The organism is Pseudomonas brassicacearum (genome assembly GCF_003732175.1).
GTDB lineage: Bacteria > Pseudomonadota > Gammaproteobacteria > Pseudomonadales > Pseudomonadaceae > Aquipseudomonas > Aquipseudomonas brassicacearum_G.
Genome location: NZ_MOBI01000009.1, coordinates 101986 through 126370 on the forward strand (window position 1 = coordinate 101986; position 24385 = coordinate 126370).

A 24385-nucleotide genomic window follows, 5' to 3' on the forward strand; every position below is an offset into this window, starting at 1 on the left:
GATTTGGTGTTTCAAGTTCCCTGTTTCAGCTTAACCCCAGCTCGCGCCAGATCCGCAACACTTCGCGTCGCTCGGCCACAAACTGGTCCCCCGGAATCACCCCGGCCTCATTCTGCAGGGCCTGGCGATGAGCCGCCGCGCGGTAGGTTTTATAGGCCTCACGCAGCAGGCTGGCGTCTTCGGCGGGCATCAACCCGACTTCCTCCAGACCTTCCAGGATGCGGATGTTATCCGTATAGCGGAGCAGCGAAGGGTGCGTGTCAGACCACGCCAACGCGGCGTATTGCACCATAAATTCAATATCGACGATACCACCGGCGTCCTGCTTGAGGTCGAACGGCGCAGTGGCTTCAAAGGCGTTTGGCGCGGTCCCGGCAGCGGTGCCCTTGCTCCCCAGGTTGTCGCGCATCTTGGCGCGCATCTCACTGACTTCCTGGCGCAGCTTGGGCAAATCGCGTGCCCGGCCCAGAACCTTCGCCCGGACTTTTTCGAAAGACTGGCCGACATCCTGGCTGCCGACCAGCACCCGCGCCCGCACCAGCGCCTGATGCTCCCAGGTCCAGGCTTCGTTTTCCTGATAACGCTCGAATGCCCCCAACGAACTGACCAACAGCCCCGACGCACCGGAAGGGCGCAGGCGCATATCGACTTCGTACAGCTGGCCGGAGTTGGTCTGGGTGGTCAGCAAATGGATGATCCGCTGCCCCAGCCGGGTGAAGAACTGCGCGCCGTCGATCGGTTTCGCACCGTCGGTTTCTGCTTGCGGATCACCATCATGGATGAACACCAGGTCGAGGTCCGAACCATGCCCCAGCTCCAGACCGCCGACCTTGCCGTAACCGACAATGACGAACCCCGGGTCGCACAAGGTTCCGTCGCAACGCTGCGGCGAGCCGTACTTGGCGACCGTCTGACGCCAGGCCAGGGCCAGCACTTGCTCCAGAATGGCTTCGGCGAGCCAGGTCAGGTAGTCGCTGACTTTCATCAGCGGCAGGCTGCCGGCAATTTCCGAGGCCGCCACCCGCAGGCGGTGCGCGAGCTTGAAGTGCCGCAAGGCTTCCATCTGTTGTTCGAGATCATCCTCGGGAATCCGCGTCAGCCGCTCGCGCAATTCGGCGGCCAGCTCCGGCGCCAACGGTGGCTTGAACAGCCGCCCCTCGTTGAGCAGTTCGTCGAGCAACAACGGAAAACGGGTGATCTGTTCGGCAATCCACGGGCTGGCCGCGCACAAGGTCATCAGCCGCCGTAGCGCACCGGGGTTCTCGGTGAGCAGCACCAGGTAAGCCGAGCGCCGAGCCACCGCTTCAACCAACGGCAACACGCGTTCCAACACCAGGTCCGGGCTAGCGTGTTCAACCGCTTGCGCCAGCAAACGCGGAATAAAGGCGTCGAGCCGTTCGCGCCCCAGACGTTGCATCGCCCGCAATTGCGGACTGCTGCGCAAGCTGGCAAGCGTTTTCAGGGCCTTGGGCGCGTCGACAAAACCACCCTCTTCCAACTGACGGCAAGCGGCCTCTTCATCCTGGGCTTCCTCCCAGAGCGGCAACCATTCACCGCCGACCACCACTTCGCTCTCCTCGCCGTCCTCTTCATCCGGGTCAGCGATCACTTGACGGAAGTGCCAGTCGACCCGGCCGCGCCAGTACATCAGTTGCTCATGGAACGCTGTCCAATTGGCAAAACCCAACATAAAGGCAATGCGCGCCTGATCCTGCTCATCATGCGGGAGCATTTGCGTCTGCCGGTCGGCAATCGCCTGGATCGCGTGCTCGGTGTAGCGCAGGAATTCATAACCTTCGCGCAGCTCGCTGATCACTGCCGGCGGCAGGTAACCTTGCCCTTCGAGCGTGCTGAGTACTTTTAATAGAGGACGCTGCTGCAAACTCAGGTCGCGCCCCCCGTGAATCAGCTGAAAGGCCTGCGCGATAAATTCAACTTCGCGAATGCCGCCAGAGCCGAGCTTGATGTTGTCGGCCATGCCTTTGCGCCGGACTTCCTGCTGAATCAGCTGCTTCATGGTGCGCAGTGCTTCGATGGCCGAGAAATCCAGATATCGCCGGTAAACGAATGGCCGAAGCATGTCGAGCAATTGCGCACCCGCCGCCTGATCACCGGCCACTACCCGCGCCTTGATCATTGCGTAACGCTCCCAGTCTCGCCCCTGGTCCTGGTAGTACTGCTCCAGTGCGTTGAAGCTGAGCACCAGCGCGCCGGCCGAACCGTACGGCCGCAAGCGCATGTCGACACGGAAGACAAAACCGTCGACGGTCATCGGGTCCAGCGCCTTGATCAACCGCTGGCCCAGACGAATGAAGAATTCCTGGTTGTCCAGCGCACGCTTCACGCCAACCGTTTCGCCACCTTCGGGGTAAGCGAAGATCAGATCGATGTCCGACGACAGGTTGAGTTCCACTGCGCCAAGCTTGCCCATCCCGAGGATGACCATTTGCTGCGGTTCGCCGCTGCGCCGCCCGGTGGGCGTACCGAACTGCTGGCAATGGCGCTGATACAACCATTGATAAGCCTGATCGATGCTCGCATCAGCCATGTCCGAGAGGTCACGGCAGGTCTGGATCAGATCGGCCTGGCGGGTCAGGTCGCGCCATATGATTCGTACTTGCTGACGGTTGCGCTGACGGCGCAATACGCGGCCCAACTCATCGTCGGTGGTGGCCGTCTGCACAGCGGCGGCGATCTGTGCGCACAATTCACCGGCAGTGAAACGTCGGTCGAGTTCGCCGGACTGCACAAGCTCAAGCAACATCAAAGGGTCACGCAGGCTCTGCTCAATGACAAAATCGCTGGCCGCTGTCACTCGGGCAAACGCTGCCCAGCGCTCTGGCGACCAGCTCGACAGGCCATGATCATCGTCAAACAGGGCAACAGCGGCACGGAACGACTGCTCGGCGCGGCTGGCAAGCGGAAGCAGAATGGCCGGCAGTTCGGCAAGCGAAGGAAGGCTCATGGTCTATCCTTGATCGGCGTAGAAAGGGCTGTCTGTAGTGAATAAGTGAAATGCACTACGCAAAGGACTGTCGAACAAAAGTTAGAAATAGCTGAAATTTCGGTTTTTTTGGCAGCCAGCATCAAACTTCCACCTATCTCGGTTAACTAAAGACCAACAGTAACGATTATTCTCACAACGCAGCAGGAGGCCACACGCCCGTCTTCTGTAGTTTTACTACTCGTATATACATTCGAAAGGCTGAAATGGCCGACGATTTGTAGTAAAACTACACGCCGCCGAATCAACCTCCGGCATTCCAAGAATTTATAACGTCTGCCCACAAGGCCAGTCGCTAACTCAGGCAACCGATTCTGGAAGCCTTTCCGCCCTGGAGCAAGCCATGCAAGACCTCGATCCCGTCGAAACCCAGGAATGGCTGGACGCCCTGGAATCGGTTCTCGACAAAGAAGGCGAAGACCGTGCTCACTATCTGATGACCCGTATGGGCGAACTCGCAACCCGCAGCGGTTCACAATTGCCTTACGCCATCACCACGCCATACCGCAACACCATTCCCGTTACCCACGAAGCACGCATGCCTGGCGACCTGTTCATGGAACGCCGCATTCGCTCGCTGGTACGCTGGAACGCGATGGCCATGGTGATGCGTACGAACCTGAAAGATTCTGACCTGGGCGGTCACATCTCCAGCTTCGCCTCCAGCGCAACCCTGTACGACATTGGCTTCAACTATTTCTTCCAGGCCCCGACCGACGAACACGGCGGCGACCTGATCTACTTCCAGGGCCATACCTCGCCAGGCGTTTACGCCCGTGCATTCATGGAAGGCCGCATCACCGAAGACCAGATGAACAACTTCCGCCAGGAAGTCGACGGTCAGGGCTTGTCGTCCTACCCGCACCCTTGGCTGATGCCTGACTTCTGGCAGTTCCCGACGGTATCCATGGGTCTGGGCCCGATCCAGGCGATCTACCAGGCACGCTTCATGAAGTACCTGGAAGCCCGTGGCTTCATCCCCGAAGGCAAGCAAAAAGTCTGGTGCTTCCTGGGCGACGGCGAGTGCGACGAGCCGGAATCCCTGGGCGCGATCTCGCTGGCTGGCCGCGAGAAGCTCGACAACCTGATCTTCGTCATCAACTGCAACCTGCAGCGCCTCGACGGCCCGGTTCGCGGCAACGGCAAGATCATCCAGGAACTCGAAGGTGTGTTCCGCGGTGCTCACTGGAACGTGACCAAAGTCATCTGGGGCCGTTTCTGGGACCCACTGCTGGCCAAAGACGTCGACGGTATCCTGCAACGCCGGATGGACGAAGTCATCGACGGCGAGTACCAGAACTACAAAGCCAAAGACGGCGCGTTCGTGCGTGAACACTTCTTCAACTCGCCAGAACTCAAGGCGATGGTTGCCGATCTGTCCGACGACGAGATCTGGAAGCTCAACCGTGGCGGCCACGACCCGTACAAGGTCTACGCGGCGTACCACGAAGCGGTCAACCACAAAGAACAACCGACCGTCATCCTGGCCAAGACCATCAAAGGTTATGGCACCGGTGCCGGCGAAGCGAAAAACACCGCGCACAACACCAAGAAAGTCGATGTCGACAGCCTGAAGTTGTTCCGTGACCGCTTCGACATTCCGGTCAAAGACGAAGAACTGGAAAACCTGCCGTTCTTCAAACCGGAGCCAAACAGCGCCGAAGCCCGCTACCTGAGCGAGCGCCGCACTGCACTGGGCGGTTTCGTGCCACAGCGCCGCGCGCAGAGCTTCAGCGTGCCGACGCCATCGCTCGATACCCTCAAGGCTATCCTCGACGGCTCGGGCGACCGTGAAATTTCCACCACCATGGCCTTCGTGCGGATCCTCGCGCAGCTGGTCAAGGACAAGGACATCGGCCCGCGCATCGTTCCGATCATCCCGGACGAAGCCCGTACCTTCGGTATGGAAGGCATGTTCCGTCAGTTGGGCATCTACTCGTCCGTCGGCCAGCTCTACGAGCCAGTCGATAAAGACCAGGTGATGTTCTACAAAGAAGACAAGAAGGGCCAGATTCTCGAAGAAGGCATCAACGAAGCAGGCGCCATGAGCTCCTTCATCGCCGCCGGTACTTCGTACTCCAGCCACAACCAGCCGATGCTGCCGTTCTACATCTTCTACTCGATGTTCGGCTTCCAGCGTATCGGCGACCTGGCCTGGGCCGCTGGCGACAGCCGTACCCGTGGTTTCCTGATCGGCGGCACCGCCGGCCGCACCACGCTGAACGGCGAAGGCCTGCAACACGAAGACGGTCACAGCCACATTCTGGCCGCTACCATCCCGAACTGCCGCACCTATGATCCAACCTACGGCTACGAGCTGGCGGTGATCATCCAGGACGGCATGAAGAAGATGACCGAAGAGCAGCAGGACGTTTTCTACTACATCACCGTGATGAACGAGTCCTACCAGCAGCCAGCCATGCCGGCCGGCGTGGAAGAAGGCATCATCAAGGGCATGTACCTGCTCGAAGAAGACAACCGCGAAGCGGCGCACCACGTTCAGCTGATGGGCTCCGGCACCATCCTGCGTGAAGTTCGTGAAGCGGCGAAGATTCTGCGTGAAGAGTTCAACGTCGGCGCTGACGTGTGGAGCGTTACCAGCTTCAACGAACTGCGTCGCGATGGCCTGGCCGTAGAGCGCAGCAACCGTCTGCACCCTGGCCAGAAGCCTAAGCGCAGCTACGTTGAAGACTGCCTGATCGGCCGTAAAGGTCCGGTCATCGCGTCGACCGACTACATGAAGCTGTTCGCCGAGCAGATCCGTCAGTGGGTTCCGTCCAAGGAATTCAAAGTGCTGGGCACCGACGGTTTCGGCCGCAGCGACAGCCGCAAGAAACTGCGTCATTTCTTCGAAGTCGACCGTCATTTCGTGGTGTTGGCAGCCCTTGAAGCACTGGCTGACCGTGGTGACATCGAACCTAAGGTGGTGGCTGAAGCCATCGTCAAGTTCGGTATCAACCCGGAAAAACGCAACCCACTGGACTGCTGAGGAGAGACTCTGTGAGCGAACTCATTCGCGTACCTGACATCGGCAGCGGTGAAGGTGAAGTAATTGAACTGTTTGTGAAGGTCGGCGACCGTATCGAAGCCGATCAGAGCATCCTGACGCTGGAATCGGACAAGGCGAGCATGGAAGTGCCTGCACCCAAGGCCGGCATTATCAAAAGCCTGAAAGTGAAGCTGGGCGATCGCCTGAAAGAAGGCGACGAACTGCTGGAACTGGAAGTCGAAGGTGCCGCTGCTGCGGCCCCTGCGGCTGCCGCTGCGCCGGCTGCCAAAGCTGAAGCCAAACCGGCTGCTGCACCTGCGCCGGCGGCACCTGCTGCCGCGCCGGCTGCCGCCAGCATTCAGCAAGTGCACGTGCCGGACATCGGTTCGTCGGGAAAGGCCCAGATCATCGAGATCCAGGTCAAGGTCGGCGACACCGTCGAGGCTGATCAGTCGCTGATCACCCTGGAATCCGACAAGGCCAGCATGGAAATCCCTTCGCCTGCCGCTGGCGTGGTCAAGGCCATCAGCGTCAAGCTCAACGACGAAGTCGGCACGGGCGATCTGATTCTGGATCTGGAAGTGGCGGGTGCTGCGGCCCCTGCTGCCTCTCCCGCCCAGGCTGCTGCGCCTGCTGCCACTGCTCCAGCACCAGCCGCTGCGGCTCCGGCTGCACCGGTTGCCGACAGCGTTCAGGACATCCACGTCCCGGACATCGGTTCGGCGGGTAAGGCCAAGATCATCGAAGTACTGGTCAAGGCTGGCGACACCGTTGCCGCCGACCAGTCGTTGATCACCCTGGAATCCGACAAGGCGAGCATGGAAATTCCATCGCCTGCCGCTGGCGTGGTGGAAAGCGTTTCCATCAAACTGGATGACGAAGTCGGTACCGGCGACCTGATCCTGAAGCTGAAAGTCAAAGGCGCGGCACCTGCTACAGCCCCGGCTCCAGCCGCTGCTGCTCCGAGCGCGCCTGCTGCGGCACCTGCCGCTCAGGCTCCGGCCGCACCTGCAGCTGCCCCGGCCGCTGCTCCAGCCAAGCCTGGCGCCAAGGTTCACGCAGGTCCTGCGGTGCGCCAACTGGCCCGTGAATTCGGCGTCGAGCTGAGCGCGGTCAGCCCAAGCGGCCCACACGGTCGCGTGCTGAAAGAAGACGTGCAGGTTTACGTCAAAGCCATGATGCAGAAGGCCAAGGAAGCACCGGCCGCTGGCGGCGCAACCGGCGGCGCGGGCATCCCGCCGATTCCGGTCGTGGACTTCAGCCGCTTCGGTGAAATCGAAGAAGTGCCGATGACTCGCCTGATGCAGGCTGGCGCCGCCAACCTGCATCGCAGCTGGCTGAACGTGCCTCACGTGACCCAGTTCGATTCGGCTGACATCACTGAGCTGGAAGCTTTCCGTGTCGCACAGAAAGCCGTGGCCGAGAAGGCTGGCGTCAAGCTGACCGTACTGCCACTGCTGCTCAAGTCCTGCGCGCACCTGCTCAAGGAGCTGCCGGACTTCAACAGCTCGCTGGCGCCAAGCGGCAAAGCGATCATCCGCAAGAAATACGTGAATATCGGCTTCGCCGTCGACACCCCTGAAGGCCTGCTGGTACCGGTCATCAAGAACGTCGACCAGAAGAGCCTGCTGCAACTGGCTGCCGAAGCCGCTTCCCTGGCTGAAAAAGCCCGGACCAAGAAGCTCTCGGCGGACGAGATGCAAGGCGCCTGTTTCACGATTTCCAGCCTCGGGCACATTGGCGGCACCGGCTTCACGCCGATCGTCAACGCGCCGGAAGTGGCGATCCTCGGTGTTTCCAAGGCAACCATCCAGCCAGTCTGGGACGGTAAAGCCTTCCAGCCGAAACTGATGCTGCCACTGTCGCTGTCCTACGATCACCGTGTGATCAACGGCGCCGCTGCTGCACGCTTCACCAAGCGTCTGAGCGACCTGTTGGGCGACATCCGCACCATTCTGCTGTAAGACCGAGCGGCCCTCCTTCACCGGAGGGCCACTCGTGCTCCACGTTTTCCGAGCGCCACGCTCGTACCTCAACCCCGCCAATTTGGCGGGGCTTTTTTTGCTCGCAAAACACCCGACCACTTCAGCATGCGTCAACGCTCGATCAAGCGCTGTATGTATTCCTACCGTCGATAACAGTCGAGACTACTTTCGCGGCTTATTCAAGCTACAGCCAATGTCCACTTACCTATCAATATTTATTACCCAGCGAACAATAGGATGGTGCCAACAAAGCACACTGACTGCTTTTACAAAACACTATAACTTTCACCGCTGCATTTCGAACGGATTCGAAAATGTTTAAACCGACTGTCGGCCCGATTATTGGCCATACGACAACTAACCATGCGCGCATTTTTTTACGCGGCGATATAGAAAACACTGCCCCGGTCTTTGCGGGGATACGTTATCGCCGCGCCGGTGATACACACTGGCCCACCGGTCAGTTTGTTGCTTTAACAGCACTTCGCGACCTGTCCGACGTTATTGCGCTCAACAACCTCGACGCCGATACCGCCTACGAGTACCAGGCTGGCTGGTTCAGTACCATGAGCCCGGTACACACCGTGGAAACGGTGCAAGAGCTCCCCCTGCAATGGCCGAAAGAGATCTACCGCTTTCGCACCGTCTCAAGCAAAACCACTGCAGCACGTGGCTATATCGTTGGCTCATGCCGCTACCTGCGCATGACAGCGGGCGAGCCGTCGGCACCCGCCAAGGGCGACCGGATTTTTGCCGCCATCGGCGCCCTGGCTGAACAATCATCGCCACCGATCAGCGCCTTGTTGATGACGGGTGACCAGGTTTACCTGGATGACCTGAATGTTATCGCCCCCGACCGGGAGTACACGGAAATTCTCGGCAAGTATCGAGCCGCCTTTTCCCAGCCACACATTCAGAAGTTAATGACATCCCTTCCGACTTACATGATCCTCGATGACCACGAAATAGAAGACAACTGGCCCGTCAACGAAAGCGCAGACGACAAACTCCTCTACACCAACGCAATGGCCGCGTATGAGTTATATCAGGCCAGTCATAGCCCTGTTCATGAATTACTGCCCAACGGGCAACCCAGCCGCGAACTAAAACATTACTGGTATCAGTTTTCCGAAGGGGATATCGAATGGTTCGTGACCGACAGTCGAACCCGACGCACGCTGGCGGCCGATGACCGACGCATCCTCGATGCGGAGCAGGAACAAGCCTTGTTCAAATGGCTGATCAACAGCCCGGCACGGGTCAAGTTCGTGGTCACCAGCGTGATGCTCTACCCCGACCGCAAGCACTATGGCGACGACGCCTGGCAAGCCTTTCCCGAGCAGCGCCTGCGTCTGCTGGAAACCATCCGGACCCACAAGATCAAGAACGTCATCATCGTTTCCGGTGATGTTCATGGTTCGCTCACCAGCCGCCTGAGTCACAGCGAAGACCCGGACTTCGAGGTTCACACCATCGTCTCGTCGCCTCTGTGCAACAGCGCACTGCTGCCCTACGCCAAAGCCTCGACCTTCGTACTCGACCAGCCACTGGTGCGGACCGCCGCGGGCGACTATCACCACCAACTGACCAGTAATGTGGTCAGCCAGGATAACTTTGCGCATCTGGTGGTCGACGCACAGCAGATTCGCGTCGGTTATCACGACCGGGAGGGCAATCAGGTGCAATCGACAAATATTCAATTGCGTTAAGCCTGGAAAAGATCGCAGCCTTCGGCAGCTCCTACAAGGCTGTGATCTTTTCGCTCTACCGCATTACTTTCAGACCCTCGCTGGAGAAAACCCCGGCCTCGCCGATACAGTCTTATAGCACTTAGCCTTCATCCTTACTTGTCAGTCAGTGCAGCATGATGCAACCTTGCCGCAGGCAACAGTAAAGAGGGCGCGAGCCCGGCGCGATCAGCATTTTCGAAGCGAGTTTCTTCCATGAAAAGCCATCCCGATGCCGCCAGCCGTATGGTGGCCGAGGTAGTGACGCAGTTGCCCGTGCCCTCGCGGCTCGGCATGCTGCGTTTCGAACGGCTGAATGAACCAAGCTGGGCGCTGCTGTTCCTTGACCCAAATTGCGAACGCCAGTTCGGTTTGCCCGCCGTCGAGCTTTGCGCTCTGGTCGGCTCACCCTATGCGAGCCTGATGGAGCCCGAAGCGCGCTATCAGCTGCACGATGCGATCCAGCAACAATTGACCGCAAGCCCGCATTATCTGGTCCGCTACACGCTGCACACCGCCCAAGGCTCCCTCAGCCTGCTCGAATTGGGCGAAGCCTATAAACAACACAATCGCCACCTGCTACGTGGCTATCTGCTGGTGGTCGACGGTTTGTTTACCGATGATCCGCTGCTACCGGCGCTGGACCTGGAAACCCAGAACTCGCGCCTGCAGATTGCCCTGGAACTGAACCAGCGCGCCCAGCAGGAACAACTGCTGCACCTGGATCGCGTTCGCGCCCAGCAAGACCTGATCCTGCTGCTCGCCCGCCAGCGCTACAGCACCGGCAACTCCTTGCAAGAAGCCGCCGAACTGATCACCCGCAGCGCCTGCGACATCTACGAAATCGACTGCGCGAGCCTGTGGAACCTCGAAGGCCAGAAGCTGGTACCGATTTCCGCCTACCACCGCGCCTCTCAAGAGTACTGGTTACCGGACGTGATTGACGCCAGCAACTTCCCGGATTACCTGGAAGCCTTGCACACCAGCCGCGCAATCGACGCCCACAATGCCATGCGCGACCCGCGCACCCGAAGCATGGCCGAGAGCCTGCGCCCGCGTGACATCAATGCCATGCTCGACGCCAGCATCCGTGTCGATGGTCAGGTAGTCGGCGTGCTGTGCCTGGAGCAAACCGGCATGACCCGCGCCTGGCAGTCGGACGAAATCGCCTTCGCCGGCGAGCTGGCCGACCAATTCGCCCAGGTCATCAACAACCACAACCGCCGCACCGCCACCAGCGCCCTGCACCTGTTCCAGCGCGCGGTCGAGCAAAGCGCCAACGCCTTCTTACTGGTCAATTGCGACGGTGTGGTCGAGTACGTCAACCCGAGCTTCACCGCGATCACCCAGTACAGCACCGAAGAAGTCCACGGCCATCGGCTGTCGGAACTGCCGGCGCTGGAGAACCTCAGCGAACTGCTGTTCGACGCGCCCTCAAGCCTGGCCAAGAGCAACAGCTGGCAAGGCGAGTTCAAGAGCCGGCGCAAAAACCTCGAACCCTACTGGGGCCAGTTGTCGATCTCCAAGGTCTACGGCGACAACCGTGAACTGACCCACTACATCGGCATCTACGAAGACATCACCCAGACCAAGCTCGCCCAGCAACGTATCGAGCGCCTGGCCTACACCGACAACCTGACCAACCTGGGCAACCGTCCGGCGTTCATCCGCAACCTCGACGAGCGTTTCGCCCGCGACAGCGACACCCCGATCTGCCTGCTACTGGTGGACATCGACAACTTCAAGCGGATCAATGACAGCCTCGGCCACCAGACCGGCGACAAACTGCTGATCAGCCTGGCCCGGCGGCTGCGCAACAGCCTGAGCCCGAGCGGCAGCCTGGCGCGTTTCGCCAGTAACGAGTTCGCGGTGCTGCTGGACGACACCAGCCTTAAAGCCGGCCAACAGATCGCCAGCCAATTGTTGATGACGCTGGATAAACCGATGTTCGTCGACAACCAGTTGATCAGCGTCACGGGTTCCGTGGGGCTGGCTTGCGCACCGCTGCACGGCCGCGATCCGCAGACCCTGATGCGTAACGCGGGGCTCGCGCTGCACAAGGCCAAGGCCAACGGCAAACATCAGGTCCAGGTGTTTACCGAAGCGCTGAATGCCGAGGCCAGCTACAAACTGTTCGTGGAAAACAACCTGCGCCGCGCCCTGACCCAGAATGAGCTGGACGTGTTCTACCAGCCCAAGCTGTGCCTGCGCTCCGGCCGCTTGCTGGGGATGGAAGCGTTACTGCGCTGGAACCATCCGGAAAAGGGCATGATCCGCCCGGATCAGTTCATCAGCGTCGCCGAAGAAACCGGCCTGATCATTCCCATCGGCAAATGGATTGCCCGCCAGGCGTGTCGCATGAGCAAAGAGCTGACCGCCGCCGGGCTGGGCAATTTGCAGGTGGCGATCAACCTGTCGCCCAAGCAGTTTTCCGATCCGGACCTGGTGTCGTCGATTGCCAACATCCTCAAGGAAGAACAGCTGCCCGCGCGCCTGCTGGAGCTGGAACTGACCGAAGGCCTGCTGCTGGAAGCCACCGAAGATACGCACTTGCAGCTCGACCAACTCAAGCGCCTGGGCCTGACCCTGGCCATGGACGACTTCGGCACCGGTTACTCATCGCTCAGCTACCTGAAAAAATTCCCGATCGACATCATCAAGATCGATCGCAGCTTCATCCATGAAATCCCGGACAACCAGGACGACATGGAAATCACCTCGGCCGTGATCGCCATGGCCCATAACCTCAAGATCAAAGTGGTCGCCGAAGGCATCGAAACCGCCGAACAACTGGCGTTCCTCCGTCGCCACCGTTGCGACGTCGGCCAGGGCTACCTGTTCGACCGACCGATCCCGGGCGCCGAGCTGATCGAGAAGCTGAAACGCTATCCGCGTGGCCCAATCGCCTGACAGCGCTGTAACACTCGGGCACACTGTGGGTCTTATTGCGTATATCGCTCATCCCAACCTGACTGAGAGGACTGATCATGGTTCTGCGCTCGGAAATTCTGGTGAACAAAAACGTGCTCCCGACTAAAGAACAAAGTCTGCCTGGCCGCGAAACTCCGATGACCGTGCCGGAAAAACACTTCGTCCTCGACGCCCCGCTGCTGGGCCCGTTCGTCACCGATGTGGATTTCGCAATCTTCGGGCTTGGCTGCTTCTGGGGCGCGGAACGCAAGTTCTGGCAGCGTGAAGGCGTAGTCAGTACGGCAGTGGGTTACGCTGGCGGCTTTACCCCGAACCCGACTTACGAAGAGGTCTGCTCGGGCCTGACCGGCCACAGCGAAGTGGTACTGGTGGTCTACGAGCCGGCAAAAGTCAGCTATGAAGAGCTGCTGAAGATGTTCTGGGAATTGCACAACCCGACCCAAGGCATGCGTCAGGGCAATGACATCGGCACCCAGTATCGCTCGGTGATCTATGCCACTAACCCAACTCAGCTGGCAGCCGCCAAGCACAGCGAGCAAGTGTTCCAGGCCGAACTGACCAAGGCCGGCAAAGGCACCATCACCACCGAAATCGAAGAAGCTCCGACGTTCTACTTCGCCGAGGCCTACCACCAGCAGTACCTGGCCAAGAACCCTGAGGGGTATTGCGGGATTGGCGGTACGGGCGTGACTTGCCCGATTTGAACATCTATTGATGATCGTTCCCACGCTCTGCGTGGGAATGCAGCCAGTGACGCTCTGCGTCACGCTTGCAAAAGCGGACGCGGAGCGTCCATTGAGGCACTCCCACGCAGAGCATGGGAGCGATCAATCAGCTCTCAGCGATCAACCAATCCATCTGCCACCCGCCCTGGGTCTGACCGAGTTTCTTCGACAGCCACGGCAGCAACTCGCGCAACTCTTCCTCAAGCCCCCACGGCGGATTGGCAATCGCCAGCCCGGAACCGTTCAGGCTGTTCGGCGTATCCAGCGGATGCACCAGTAATTCCACGCGCAGCAACTTCGGCGCACCGGTGCCGGCCAGGTCCTGGTAGAAACGACGCAGCATGCGCTGGTCCTTCACCGGGTACCAGATCGCCGCCACGGTTTGACGCATCCGGCCAATCGCTTCTTTCAACGACGCGGCACAACGCTGCATCTCGTCGAGCTTCTCGAACGGCGGATCAATCAGCATCAACCCACGCTTCTCCGGCACCGGCAACAATGCCCGCGGCACGTGCCAGCCTTCGCCCAGGTGCACTTTGACCCGGCGATCGCCCTTCATGTTGTCCTTGAGCAGCAACCCGTCTTCCGGGTGTTTTTCGTTGAGCAACACCCGATCCTGCGGACGGGTCAAACGCCGCGCCAGCTCAGGCGAACCAGGGTAGTAGCGCAACTCGCCATCCGGGTTCATCTCATGCAAGACGCGCATGTAATCGGCGGTCAGCGGCGGCAGATCCTGCTCGCCCCACAAGCGTGCGATGCCTTCCAGGTATTCACCGGTACGGCTCGCCTGATCGCCCTGCAGGTCATACAGACCAATGCCGGCGTGGGTGTCGAGATAGGCAAACGGCTGCTCCTTGCGCGACATCAAGGCAATGAGGCGGGTCAAGGTCAGGTGTTTGAACACATCGGCGTGATTGCCGGCGTGGAAGGCGTGACGATAATTCATGGCTGCTCCTGCGAAGGAGGCGAAGTTTACCTTGTACCGCGCCCAGCGTCAGGGGTTCGCAGCTGAGCGGGCAGACAAACCATAATCGCCTGATGATCGTTCCCACGCTCCGCGTGGGAATGCCTCAAGGGACGCTCCGCGTTCCAGCCGCAATGGTCGGCTCCGATGTGACGCAGAGCGTCACGGGCTGCATTCCCACGCAGGAGCGTGGGAACGATCAAATCTTTCGCCAGCTGTTACCAAGTGGACTGATCTTCGAGACTGGCTTTTAGCAGCTCGTCTTTCCATTCATCACTCAGCACACTGTAAATATCTTCAAAAAATGCACGAGGATTTTCCATTTCATCCCAATAGTCCGGAAAGCGATTAGTGCTCTCACAATCATGCTCTAGCAAGGATTGAAAGTCATAGGAGCCATCTCGCAATGCAGACTTAAGAACAGCCACCAGTAAAAATTTATGTCTATAACTTAGATAATCATAATTACCAGCAACATATTTTTTTGCAAGCGCCTTCCGATCACCAGCAACGTTAACATCGTATTTTTCCAGCTCTAGACCTAGAGTTTCCTCCCGATCATATATATCAAATGCTCCGATTAGCCCACGGACGGTCGGTTGATATTTAATATCCAAAAATGGGTGCTTGATCACTTTATATCCACCGGATGCGACGTAAATGGCACAGGATTTTCTCCTTGACTGAACTTTGTCTCAGAGCCATGCATTGACTCCAAAAATCTAGGGTTTTGAGAGTCTTTTTTATTTGGCTTATAACCTCTCCCTACATCTTTGTTTTCACGCCGAACAATCGGATTATCGTTTACATCAACCCCCGTAAATCGTGGCTGACCTCTAACCACTCTGGTCATGTCATCATTCAATGTATGCATATGTAAGTTCCAACTTTTATATTGTGAACTCAAGTTCCCTCCCCTCTTTGATTTTTTTTGGGTTACAGGATCGGTTCCATCTACCGCACGCTGACGAATGACTGCATCAGGAACCTCGACACTATGCTTACCTATGGAATGCATTCCAGGGTACTTAGCCTCAAAACGCTCAACCCAACGCTTAGCAACCTCCTCCTTAAGAACTTCAATCCTCTCCCGCCGCTCCTCACCCGTCAGCTTCGGCAGTGGCGGCTCACCCTCATCAACCGCAGCGCCACCCACATCATCCGGCGCCTTACAGCCTGGCTTGTTCGGTGGCGGACAATTTCCACTCAGCCCCAACGGATCAATCCACCCCGTCGGATTCGGGGTGTACTGGTAGCCGTTTAACCCGCCCGCCAATTTGATCGGGTCGGGTGTCAGGTAGCGACCGATGTCCGGATTGTAGTAGCGATGCCGGTTGTAGTGCAGGCCGCTTTCGGCGTCGAAGTACTGCCCCTGAAAGCGCAACGGCTGCTCAAGCTGTTCTTCGCCAAAGTGCTTCAGGCTGGCGAGTTTTCCGTAAGCCTTGTAGGTCGCCGACCAGACGATCTCGCCACCGTAATCCGTCAGTTCCTGCGGGGTGCCGAGGTGATCGAGTTGGTAGTAGAACGGACAGGCCTTGCGCGGACCGAAGCCGTCGAGCATCGCCAGGGGGCGAAAGCTGCCAGGTTCGTAGACGTAGCTGCGGTAGTGTTCTTTGCCGCGTTCGGCGACGAGGTTGTCGCCTTGCCAGAAGAACTCGGTGGTTCGGCCGTCAACGATTTTGGCGATACGACGGCCGAAGGCGTCGTAGCGGTAGGTCGCGCTGCTGCCATCGGGCAACGTCATACCGATCAGTCGATGCTGGCAGTCGTAGCGGTATTCGGTGACAAGTTTTTGTGCCGTGCCACGGCGTTCGCGGATCAGGTTGCCGAAGGCGTCGTAGTCGTAATGACGGTCGCCTTGCAGCAGCAGGCGGTTGCCTTTGATCGTCGCCAGCCCCGGGCGATCGTGCATTTGCAGGTTGCCGGCCGGGTCGTGCTCAAAGCTTTGCGCGGGTTCGCCGCGGGCATGGCGTACGCGGGTCAGGCGGTTAAGCGCGTCGTAGTAATAACTGCGCTGACCGTGGCGGCTGTCAGCGATGGCGGCCAGGTTGCCGTTTACCGCATAGCTGTAGTGGCGCATGTACAGCGGTCGGTCTGACTGGTTGACCGCGTGGGCTTGCAACCGGCCCTGTTCGTCATAGTGGTACTGGCTAAGCAGTTGGCCCTGCTGGCGTTGTTGTTCGCGCCCCGCGCCAAAGACGTGCGTGGTCAGTCGTGTGCCGTTGAGGTCGATAGCGCTGAGCGCCCCGCCCTTGGCGTGGTGGTAGTCGAGTGTGCTGTTGTCCGGCAGCCGCAGGCGATTGAGCTGGCCGCAGGCGTCATAGCCATAACGCAAGGTGCCCCAACCCTGGTGCTCGGTGATCAGGCGGTCCTGCTGGTCATACTCGAACTCCAACGGGTGGTCGTGACCGTCATCGACGCTGACCAGTCGGCCAAGTCCGTCGTAGCAATACTCGACGTTGACGCCATCGGGCAGGGTCTTGACCAGCAGTCGTCCGGCAGAGTCCCGTTGATAGGTGGTAACCCATTGCGAGCCGTCATCGCCGAACTCGGTTTTCTCCAGCAGATAAGCGTTGAGGTCGTAGGCATAGGCGGTACGGCGGCCGTCGAAACCGGTTTCCTGTCGGATCAGGCCCTTGGGTGTGTAGTCCAGCTGATACTTTTCGCCGGACTCGTTCTCGATTTCTGTCAGCAACAACAGCGCGTTGTCGTAGCGATAACGCAGTTGCGTGCCGTCGGCGTTGATTCGGCGGCTGACCAGGTGCAGGTCGTCGGTGTATTCGTAGCGCGTGACGCGATCCAGCTCATCGCGTTCGGCGATGATTTTTCCGTAAGCGTTGTAGCTGAAGGCGCGGCTGGCACCGGTGGGAAGTGTTGTCTGAATCAGCCTTCCGACGGCATCCCATTGGTAGTGGGTGACGGCACCGTGTTCGTCCTGACGGCTAATCTGCCGACCCAAAACATCGTAGGAGAATCGACGTTGGCCGCCGTCTGGCAACGTTTCTTCGAGCAGTTGCCCCAAGTCGCTCCAGACGAACACATGCCGACTGGTGTCCGGATAACGGATCGACAGCAGCCGCCCCTGAGTGTCGTAGTGGTAGCGAGTGACATGCCCGTCAGGATCCATCGCTTCCGTGACATCGCCCTGAGCATTGCGCTGGTATTTCCACACGGCCTTACCGCGATACCGAGCATGCAGGAAACCGTCGCGGTATTCGTAGGCCGTCGGCTCGTCTTCCGGCGGAATCAGCGCGACAAGCCGTCCGACCTCGTCGTAACGGTATTCTGTGACGGCCCCCAGCGGATCCTGCTCGGCAATCAGCCGACCTTTGTCATCGTAGGCCTTGAGATGTTCGCCACCCTCCAGGTCGACCTTGCGCACCAGCCGCGCCCGATCGTCATGGACGTAAACCTCTTCGCTGCCATCGATATTCAGGACGGTGACACCGCCCTGGTCATCCCAGACGTACTGCGCGTCCATCTGCAAAAACGACGCCCAGTGGCGAATGCATCTGGCAGCCTTGCCGGACCTTTCCCACTCCCAGAAAAAGCTCGCGCCACCGGCCAATTGCCGCTGCAAAATGACGTGCTGATCGTCGTAGTCGTAGCGCTCGCTTTCGCCCGCGGCGTTGGTCGCCTCGATCAGTTGTTCGCGTTCGTCGTAGCGATAACTGACCAGCGTCTGCTCGGTGTGCCACGCCTCGTCAAGGGTTGGGGCCGGAACAAAGCATTGGTAATCGACGGCGATCAAATGCCTGCGGTCATAGCGCAACAGCAAGGCGCGGCCCACGCCGTTATCGAGGCGCTTGATGCGGTCCTGACGGTCGCGGGTGATGCACAATCGGTTGTCGTAACCGTCGCTGATTGTCGTCAGCCGGCCGTTATGAAAGTGATAAAAACGCGCGTCGTCGCCGGCTTGGGCGAGGATCAGTTCCTCGGGCTGATCGCCCAGATAAATCGCCGCCCGCGAAAGACTGTTGTGGATCGCCGGGCGCTCGACGTTCGGTAACGGGAATGCCGTACGACGGTTTTCGTGGTCGATCCAGATGACGTTGTCGCCATCGATTTCCAGGCGATGCGCCAGCGAATGGCTCCAGCCAAAGCCCAGTCCGCAATCGATCTCGGCGGCACTGGTGCGATAGAGCCGGGTGAAGTCGAACGGCAGAATCCCGTCGAGCGAACCATCGACCAGGGTCAGCAGCTCTTCGCCAGTGACCATCGACACCGGGCATTTGTTGGTAGCGGTTTTATCTGCCGAATCGGCGCTGTCGCCGTTGGGGTTTTTCGCCGGTGTCGGGACGTCGACGTGAGGCTCCTGTTTATTCAGCGTGGAGTTCTTGCGGCCATTCCAGCGCAGTTGCATCCGACCTTTTTTCAGACCCGCCGCGATACCTCGTGCGGCGATTTTTTTGTAGCGGTCGACGTAGTCCATGAAGCTGTCGATGATCCTGAAAATCGCAGCGACGAAACGCAGGGCGGCGTCGACGATGTATTGGCCGTAGCGCATCAGCCGCACCGACAGATAGGCGATGCCCACCCCGAAAAAGCTCAGCACGATGCCAATCAGTAGATCGATCACCAGCTCGACCACTGTCTTCGAAACTGCCTCTGCCGTAGTTCCGACCATCTGACTCGGCGGTAACGCTTCCAACCACAGACTCGCAGTGCGCAACAACAAACACAGCGCCGCTTCGTCACTGGCCAGCAGCAAGGCTTTTTCCATCAGTTCCGGCGACTTTTGCGCCAGATCGGCCAGGGCCGCACCGCTGCCACCGAGCCTTTCGGCAAACTTCGCTGGGTCCTTGAGGATGTCGCCAATCAGGCCAATGCTGTCCCAAACACCCTCGATAGCCGCCCAACTGCCGGCGAGCATCCCATTGCCCACCGCCGCCAGCGATGCCGACGCCGACTGCTGCGACCACTGCGGCTTGAACCCTTCCCACTCGCTGCGCAGCCAGCGTTCCAGCTCCTTGGTCAGCCCATCGTAAGCGTCAAAAAGCTCATCGACTTGCTCCGGCGTCACCTCGCTCTGGACATGAACCCGATAGAACTTCCCGGCTGTTCCCTTAAACGTCCCTTTGCCGTTTTCATCGAGCATGACAGGCGTCTTTTCACCGCCCCCCAGGGCAATCACATCGACCTGAATATTCCCCAGCGGAACGTCGTAGACCGATTCGAACTTGCTCTCGATCTGCAACAGGCCGTCGGCCGGACACTGCGCCACACTGGAGATGAAATCGTCATCGCCGGTACTCACCGCGGTGGTCGTGCTGCCGAACTTGATCAGCCGCTCCATGCCCATCAGCGACGGCAGGTCGGCAGCGTGGCTAGCCTTGTCCGCCGCGCTGATAAACCAGTGGTTGAGTTGTTCGCGGTAGAGGCTGAGGGTGTCTTTAAAGCTGTCGAGTTCCTGCTCGATATGTACGATCTGATCCATCAGTTGAGCTCCGCCATCAGGAACTCCACCAAGGCGGTTTTCGGTGCTGGAGGGAGGTCAGGCGCGTCAAGAAAGATTGCGACCTTGTGCCGTAAAACGCTGTCGGAAAACGCTTCGTACAGGTCCGGGCGATCGTCGCTCAGCCACGTCAGCAGGTTGTTGATTCGGGTGGCGGCAGACTGCGTTGCGAGTTGCTCCAATAGCGCCCCAGGAATCTCCCACCATGGAAAAACCTTCGATGTTTTCAGCGCACAGCCACCGATTTCCAGGGCCTGGCCATTGATCAGGCAGCGCCCGATCAGCGGCATCAGATGCGCGACATCAACCTGTGCAGACTGAAGAATCGGCAGCAAGTAACGTCCGTCCCAGAAACGGAAAAACACAACATTGCCGTTGGGTAGCAGGACTTGCGTGAGGCTGCGTAGATGCTCGACCGGCACCTCTTGGGAGACAGAAGACACCGCCAGCCAACCCCAGTCGCGAGACTCCGTAGTGGCGACCCACTCCAGAAACTCACTGTCCGCAGCGACGATGCCGACATAGGGCATCACCGACATCCACTCGGCGTAAGCGGTGTCGCTCCAGATGGCGCTCGGTGCTTGCGCAGTGCTTGAGCGTTGCCAGGCGTTAAGGGGCTCGGCAGAGCTGGCATTGCCGAACACCGCGAACAACTGCTCGGAAGGTTTCAGCGGATGGTGCTCCAACCAGGCACGAGGTGACAGGGCATCAGGCTGCACAGACACCTTCCTTGCAGCGCTCGCATTCTTCGCAGAACGGCGCGTCGCTTTTCAGGCTCAGAATCTGTGCAGCACTCAACAGCGCAATTGGAGCTGCGGCGAGTTTCAATGGAACGTCCGGCGACTTCGGCGCAGCTGCCGCCATCGCCACCATCGGCGCACCACCCACCTGAATCGGCACACTGCTGAAAATTCCGCCGGGGCCAATGTTGATCCACTGCCCACCCGCCTGGACGGTAACGTTGACACCGCCATCGATGACCACTTGCTGGCCGGCGCTGACATGGAATTGTTGACTGGCATTTAGCGCCTGACTGGTCACTCGAATATGCCGGTCGCCGACCACCACCAGATGATCGTCCAGCTTCACTTCGGTTTGGCGATTGCCATGGGTGAGGCGCTGCTCGTCGGCCTTCAGTTCATGGCGATCGAGACCCGCGACGACCACACTTCGCTGGTTACCCACTTGCGTGTGCAAGTCGTGCAATACGTGTTGTGTCCAGTCGCGCTCGGCCCGCAGATAGATTTCCTCGGCGCCCTTGCGGTCTTCGATGCGCAACTCGTTGTAACCACCGCCACCGGGACTGCTCTGGCTGCGAAAAATGCTGCGGGTCTTGTCCGCCGGTAGATCGAGCGGTACCGAATTGGCCCCATTCGACAGGCACGCCATGACCAAGGGTTTGTCCGGGTCGGCATCGATAAACCCGACCAACACTTCCATCCCAACCCGCGGGATCAGCGCACTGCCGTAACCGTCATGAGCCCAGCCACTGGCGACTCGCAGCCAACAACTGGAATGTTCGTTGCGCTGACCTTCGCGGTCCCAGGCAAATTGCACCTTGACCCGCCCAAACTCGTCGCAATGGATTTCGCTATCGGTCGGCCCAGTGACGACCGCGTTCTGATAGCCCGGAACCCGCGGCTTGTTTTCGGCCAATGGCGGACGAAACGGTACGTCCCACGGCGTCGCCAGAAAGGTATTGCGATACCCCTGAAAATCACCGCTGTCCGCTGACTCTTCCAGCACTTGCGGTTGCCGGCCGTGATGCTGAATTTCTGTCAGTAGCCACAGGTCATTCCACTCTGTGCGCGGGTGTTCGGCGATCTTCAGAAAATGGCCGGTGAGCAACGCCGATTGATCACTGCGACCTTCGGCCTGTCGGAAATCCGCGCCATGGCGCTCCAGCGCCCGTTGCGCCAAGTGTCTGCCGTGGTCGCGATCGGTGAACTGACCGGGATAGCGGTAATCCTCCAGCACCGTACGTTGCTCGCTGTCGACAGTGCTTTGCAGCAACAGGCCGGGTTTGTGGAAGTCATAGTCGCGACGGGTGACTGCGGTGGTGCGAGTTTCCAGGCGGACGTTGAAGCGCTTGATTGCAGGCTGGTCGGCGACCATTCCACTGCCTGGCAAGTAAAGGGTCGGCTGCGCCAGCTTGGGGAAAAACGTCTGATCGTCACCGAACACCAACAGGTGACCGTTCGGGTTGTGCTGGAAGTGGTAATGAATACCGATCTCGGCGCAGAGACGCTGAATGAACGCCAGATCACTCTCGGCGCATTGCACACAGTACTCGCGCCGGGGGTATTCGCTATTGAGTCGAAAAACGAACGCATCACCCAGAATGCCGTGATCCTTGAGCACCAGAGCGATGATCTCGGGAACGCTTTTATGCTGGAAGATTCGTTGGTTGATGCGTTGATCAAGATCGGTCAGCCGCGGCACCAGACTGATCTGGTAGCGGGTCAGACGCTTGCCGGAATCGCCTTGGGCGACGCGATGCACCTGACCATGAATGCCGGAACCCTGTGCATCGAAACTGAGGAAAGCCTGGCGATACAGCAGGCTCTCGAGGTCGAGGTCCGGATGTTCACTGACCAGTTCCAGGTCAAAACGATAGGGTTGGCTGATGGCTTCCTTGCCCGTGAACTCAAGCACTTTGAGCTCATTCTGGACGCCGTCGAGGGTCAACGTGAAATGCGGTTGATGGGCAGACGTGAGCATCCGATGCCTCTGAAGCAGAATGAAGGCGGGCGATTCTGCATGAGCGACAAGGGGGGGTGATCGAGGGTCAGAAAAATCAGATTTGCCCTGATTTTTTAGAGATTTTTCCTTCAGATATCGGGATGAACCACTACAGACATTCCTGTCGGAAGGACCGTGTTGGCGCCTTCTTGAGCCACAACACGATGGTTTAAACCGCCGGACGAAAAAAAACGGCCCGCATCCATAAAGGCTGCGAGCCGTTTTTTATTCAGCGAAAGATCAGCGCCTCAGCGCTTCACATCACTTGTTCAGGTGGAAATCTTTTTCTGCCGCGGCGAAACGCTGCAGCATACCGGCCGACGGCTCACCCATTTTGCTGACCAGCAAAATAGCGAGGCTGGCGAAGATGAAGCCCGGGATGATTTCATACAGCCCCAGCAGATTGAAGTGCTTCCAGACGATCACGGTGAGCGCACCCACCACGATACCGGCGAGTGCGCCGTTACGGGTCATGCCTTTCCACAGTACCGAGATCAGTACCACCGGACCGAACGCAGCACCGAAGCCGGCCCAAGCGTAGCTGACCAGACCCAGCACACGGTTTTCCGGGTTGGCAGCCAATGCGATGGCGATCAGTGCAACGGCCAGAACCATGGCGCGGCCGACCCAGACCAGTTCAACCTGGGAAGCGTTTTTACGCAGGAAGGATTTGTAGAAGTCTTCGGTCAGGGCACTCGAGCACACCAGCAACTGGCAGCTCAGGGTGCTCATCACGGCAGCCAGAATGGCCGACAGCAGCACGCCAGCGATCCATGGGTTGAACAGGATCTTGGCCAGTTCGATGAACACGCGCTCATGGTTTTCACTTACCGGCATCGCCACGGCCGGGTTCGCCGAGAAGTAAGCGATACCGAAGAAGCCCACCGCCACGGTGCCGCCCAGGCACAGAATCATCCAGGTCATGGAGATGCGACGCGCGTTGGCAATCGACTTGACCGAATCCGCCGCCATGAAGCGCGCCAGGATGTGCGGCTGACCGAAGTAGCCCAGCCCCCAGCCCATCAGCGAAATGATGCCGATGAAGCTGGTGTTTTTCAGCATGTCGAAGTTGCCTGGATCTTGTGCTTCGATGGCCAGGAAGGTGGTGTCGATACCGCCGGTAGCCAGCAGCACGATGATCGGTGTCAGCAGCAAAGCGAAGATCATCAGGGTGGCTTGTACGGTGTCAGTCCAGCTCACCGCCAGGAAACCACCGACAAAGGTGTAGGCAATAGTCGCCGCAGCACCGGCCCACAATGCAGTTTCGTAGGACATGCCGAAGGTGCTTTCAAACAGACGGGCACCGGCCACAATGCCGGAGGCACAATAAATGGTGAAGAACACCAGGATCACGACGGCAGAGATGATCCGCAGCAAGCCGCTCTTGTCTTCAAAACGGCTGGAGAAGTAATCCGGCAGCGTCAGTGCATCACCGTTGTGTTCGGTCTGCACGCGCAGCCGGCCGGCCACGAACAGCCAGTTCAGGTACGCACCGACGATCAGGCCGATGGCGATCCAGCTTTCCGACAGACCCGACATGTAGATGGCGCCCGGCAGGCCCATCAACAACCAGCCGCTCATGTCGGAGGCGCCGGCGGAAAGCGCCGTCACGACACTGCCCAGGCTACGGCCACCCAGAATGTAGTCAGAAAGGTTATTGGTGGAGCGATAGGCCATGAAGCCGATCAGCACCATTGCCGCGATGTAGATCACGAACGTGATCAAGGTTGGATTGCTTGCACTCATTGAGTAACGCCCTGGCTTTGTTTTTATGTAGCAGCGATCTGCTGAACCGCCGCCAAACAATGACGTTTGAGAGACGATCGGGACATCCGCGCATTTATGACTGATGTTTCCCCAGGA

At 59.0% G+C, this 24385-nt stretch carries 12 protein-coding genes; 5 read left to right on the forward strand and 7 right to left on the reverse strand.

Going from position 1 to position 24385, the window contains the following annotated elements; all coding sequences use genetic code 11:
• Positions 1-25 precede the first annotated feature (25 nt).
• Positions 26-2965, reverse strand: coding sequence for a bifunctional [glutamate--ammonia ligase]-adenylyl-L-tyrosine phosphorylase/[glutamate--ammonia-ligase] adenylyltransferase (gene glnE / locus BK658_RS08510; RefSeq protein WP_123581932.1), 2940 nt, complete (start codon positions 2963-2965; stop codon positions 26-28).
• A 382-nt stretch (positions 2966-3347) separates the two neighbouring features.
• Here glnE and aceE point away from each other — a divergent pair, with 382 nt between their 5' ends.
• The 5 genes from aceE to msrA all read left to right on the forward strand — a co-directional run bounded on the left by aceE (position 3348) and on the right by msrA (position 13340).
• Positions 3348-5993, forward strand: a complete 2646-nt coding sequence (gene aceE / locus BK658_RS08515) for a pyruvate dehydrogenase (acetyl-transferring), homodimeric type (protein ID WP_123581933.1) — start codon at positions 3348-3350, stop codon at positions 5991-5993.
• 11 nt (positions 5994-6004) lie between these two features.
• Positions 6005-7957, forward strand: a complete 1953-nt coding sequence (gene aceF, locus BK658_RS08520) for a dihydrolipoyllysine-residue acetyltransferase (RefSeq protein ID WP_123581934.1) — start codon at positions 6005-6007, stop codon at positions 7955-7957.
• 335 nt (positions 7958-8292) lie between these two features.
• A complete protein-coding gene (locus BK658_RS08525; protein ID WP_123581935.1) occupies positions 8293-9687 on the forward strand; it encodes an alkaline phosphatase D family protein in 1395 nt (464 codons plus the stop codon).
• Between the two features lie 234 nt (positions 9688-9921).
• Positions 9922-12615, forward strand: coding sequence for a sensor domain-containing phosphodiesterase (locus tag BK658_RS08530; protein WP_123581936.1), 2694 nt, complete (start codon positions 9922-9924; stop codon positions 12613-12615).
• Between the two features lie 77 nt (positions 12616-12692).
• The gene (gene msrA, locus BK658_RS08535) at positions 12693-13340 is read left to right on the forward strand and encodes a peptide-methionine (S)-S-oxide reductase MsrA (protein WP_123581937.1); all 648 of its coding nucleotides are present in this window, start codon (positions 12693-12695) and stop codon (positions 13338-13340) included.
• 127 nt (positions 13341-13467) lie between these two features.
• On the opposite strand, the gene BK658_RS08545 is transcribed toward msrA, so the two are convergent.
• From BK658_RS08545 to putP, 6 genes are all read right to left on the reverse strand, one after another.
• Positions 13468-14307: a 23S rRNA (adenine(2030)-N(6))-methyltransferase RlmJ gene (locus BK658_RS08545; protein ID WP_123581938.1), complete on the reverse strand. Its 840-nt coding sequence runs from the start codon at positions 14305-14307 to the stop codon at positions 13468-13470.
• Between the two features lie 236 nt (positions 14308-14543).
• Complete coding sequence (locus BK658_RS08550; RefSeq protein ID WP_123581939.1) at positions 14544-14960, reverse strand: hypothetical protein; 417 nt, start codon at positions 14958-14960, stop codon at positions 14544-14546.
• The gene (locus BK658_RS08555; protein ID WP_123581940.1) at positions 14957-19762 is read right to left on the reverse strand and encodes an RHS repeat-associated core domain-containing protein; all 4806 of its coding nucleotides are present in this window, start codon (positions 19760-19762) and stop codon (positions 14957-14959) included. The genes BK658_RS08550 and BK658_RS08555 overlap by 4 nt, the downstream gene beginning before the upstream one ends.
• Positions 19762-20499 (reverse strand): DUF4123 domain-containing protein, encoded by a 738-nt coding sequence (locus BK658_RS08560; RefSeq protein WP_123581941.1) that lies wholly within the window; start codon positions 20497-20499, stop codon positions 19762-19764. The genes BK658_RS08555 and BK658_RS08560 overlap by 1 nt, the downstream gene beginning before the upstream one ends.
• Positions 20489-22501: a type VI secretion system Vgr family protein gene (locus tag BK658_RS08565; RefSeq protein WP_123581942.1), complete on the reverse strand. Its 2013-nt coding sequence runs from the start codon at positions 22499-22501 to the stop codon at positions 20489-20491. The genes BK658_RS08560 and BK658_RS08565 overlap by 11 nt, the downstream gene beginning before the upstream one ends.
• A gap of 282 nt (positions 22502-22783) precedes the next feature.
• Complete coding sequence (gene putP, locus BK658_RS08570; RefSeq protein WP_103320384.1) at positions 22784-24268, reverse strand: sodium/proline symporter PutP; 1485 nt, start codon at positions 24266-24268, stop codon at positions 22784-22786.
• Between the last annotated feature and the right edge of the window lie 117 nt (positions 24269-24385).

Coding starts and splice junctions, on each gene's coding strand:
- BK658_RS08545 (WP_123581938.1), bottom strand. CDS start 14,307: ATGAATTATCGTCACGCCTTCCACGCCGGCAATCACGCCGATGTGTTC.
- BK658_RS08530 (WP_123581936.1), top strand. CDS start 9,922: ATGAAAAGCCATCCCGATGCCGCCAGCCGTATGGTGGCCGAGGTAGTG.
- BK658_RS08565 (WP_123581942.1), bottom strand. CDS start 22,501: ATGCTCACGTCTGCCCATCAACCGCATTTCACGTTGACCCTCGACGGC.
- putP (WP_103320384.1), bottom strand. CDS start 24,268: ATGAGTGCAAGCAATCCAACCTTGATCACGTTCGTGATCTACATCGCG.
- glnE (WP_123581932.1), bottom strand. CDS start 2,965: ATGAGCCTTCCTTCGCTTGCCGAACTGCCGGCCATTCTGCTTCCGCTT.
- BK658_RS08555 (WP_123581940.1), bottom strand. CDS start 19,762: ATGGATCAGATCGTACATATCGAGCAGGAACTCGACAGCTTTAAAGAC.
- msrA (WP_123581937.1), top strand. CDS start 12,693: ATGGTTCTGCGCTCGGAAATTCTGGTGAACAAAAACGTGCTCCCGACT.
- aceE (WP_123581933.1), top strand. CDS start 3,348: ATGCAAGACCTCGATCCCGTCGAAACCCAGGAATGGCTGGACGCCCTG.
- BK658_RS08525 (WP_123581935.1), top strand. CDS start 8,293: ATGTTTAAACCGACTGTCGGCCCGATTATTGGCCATACGACAACTAAC.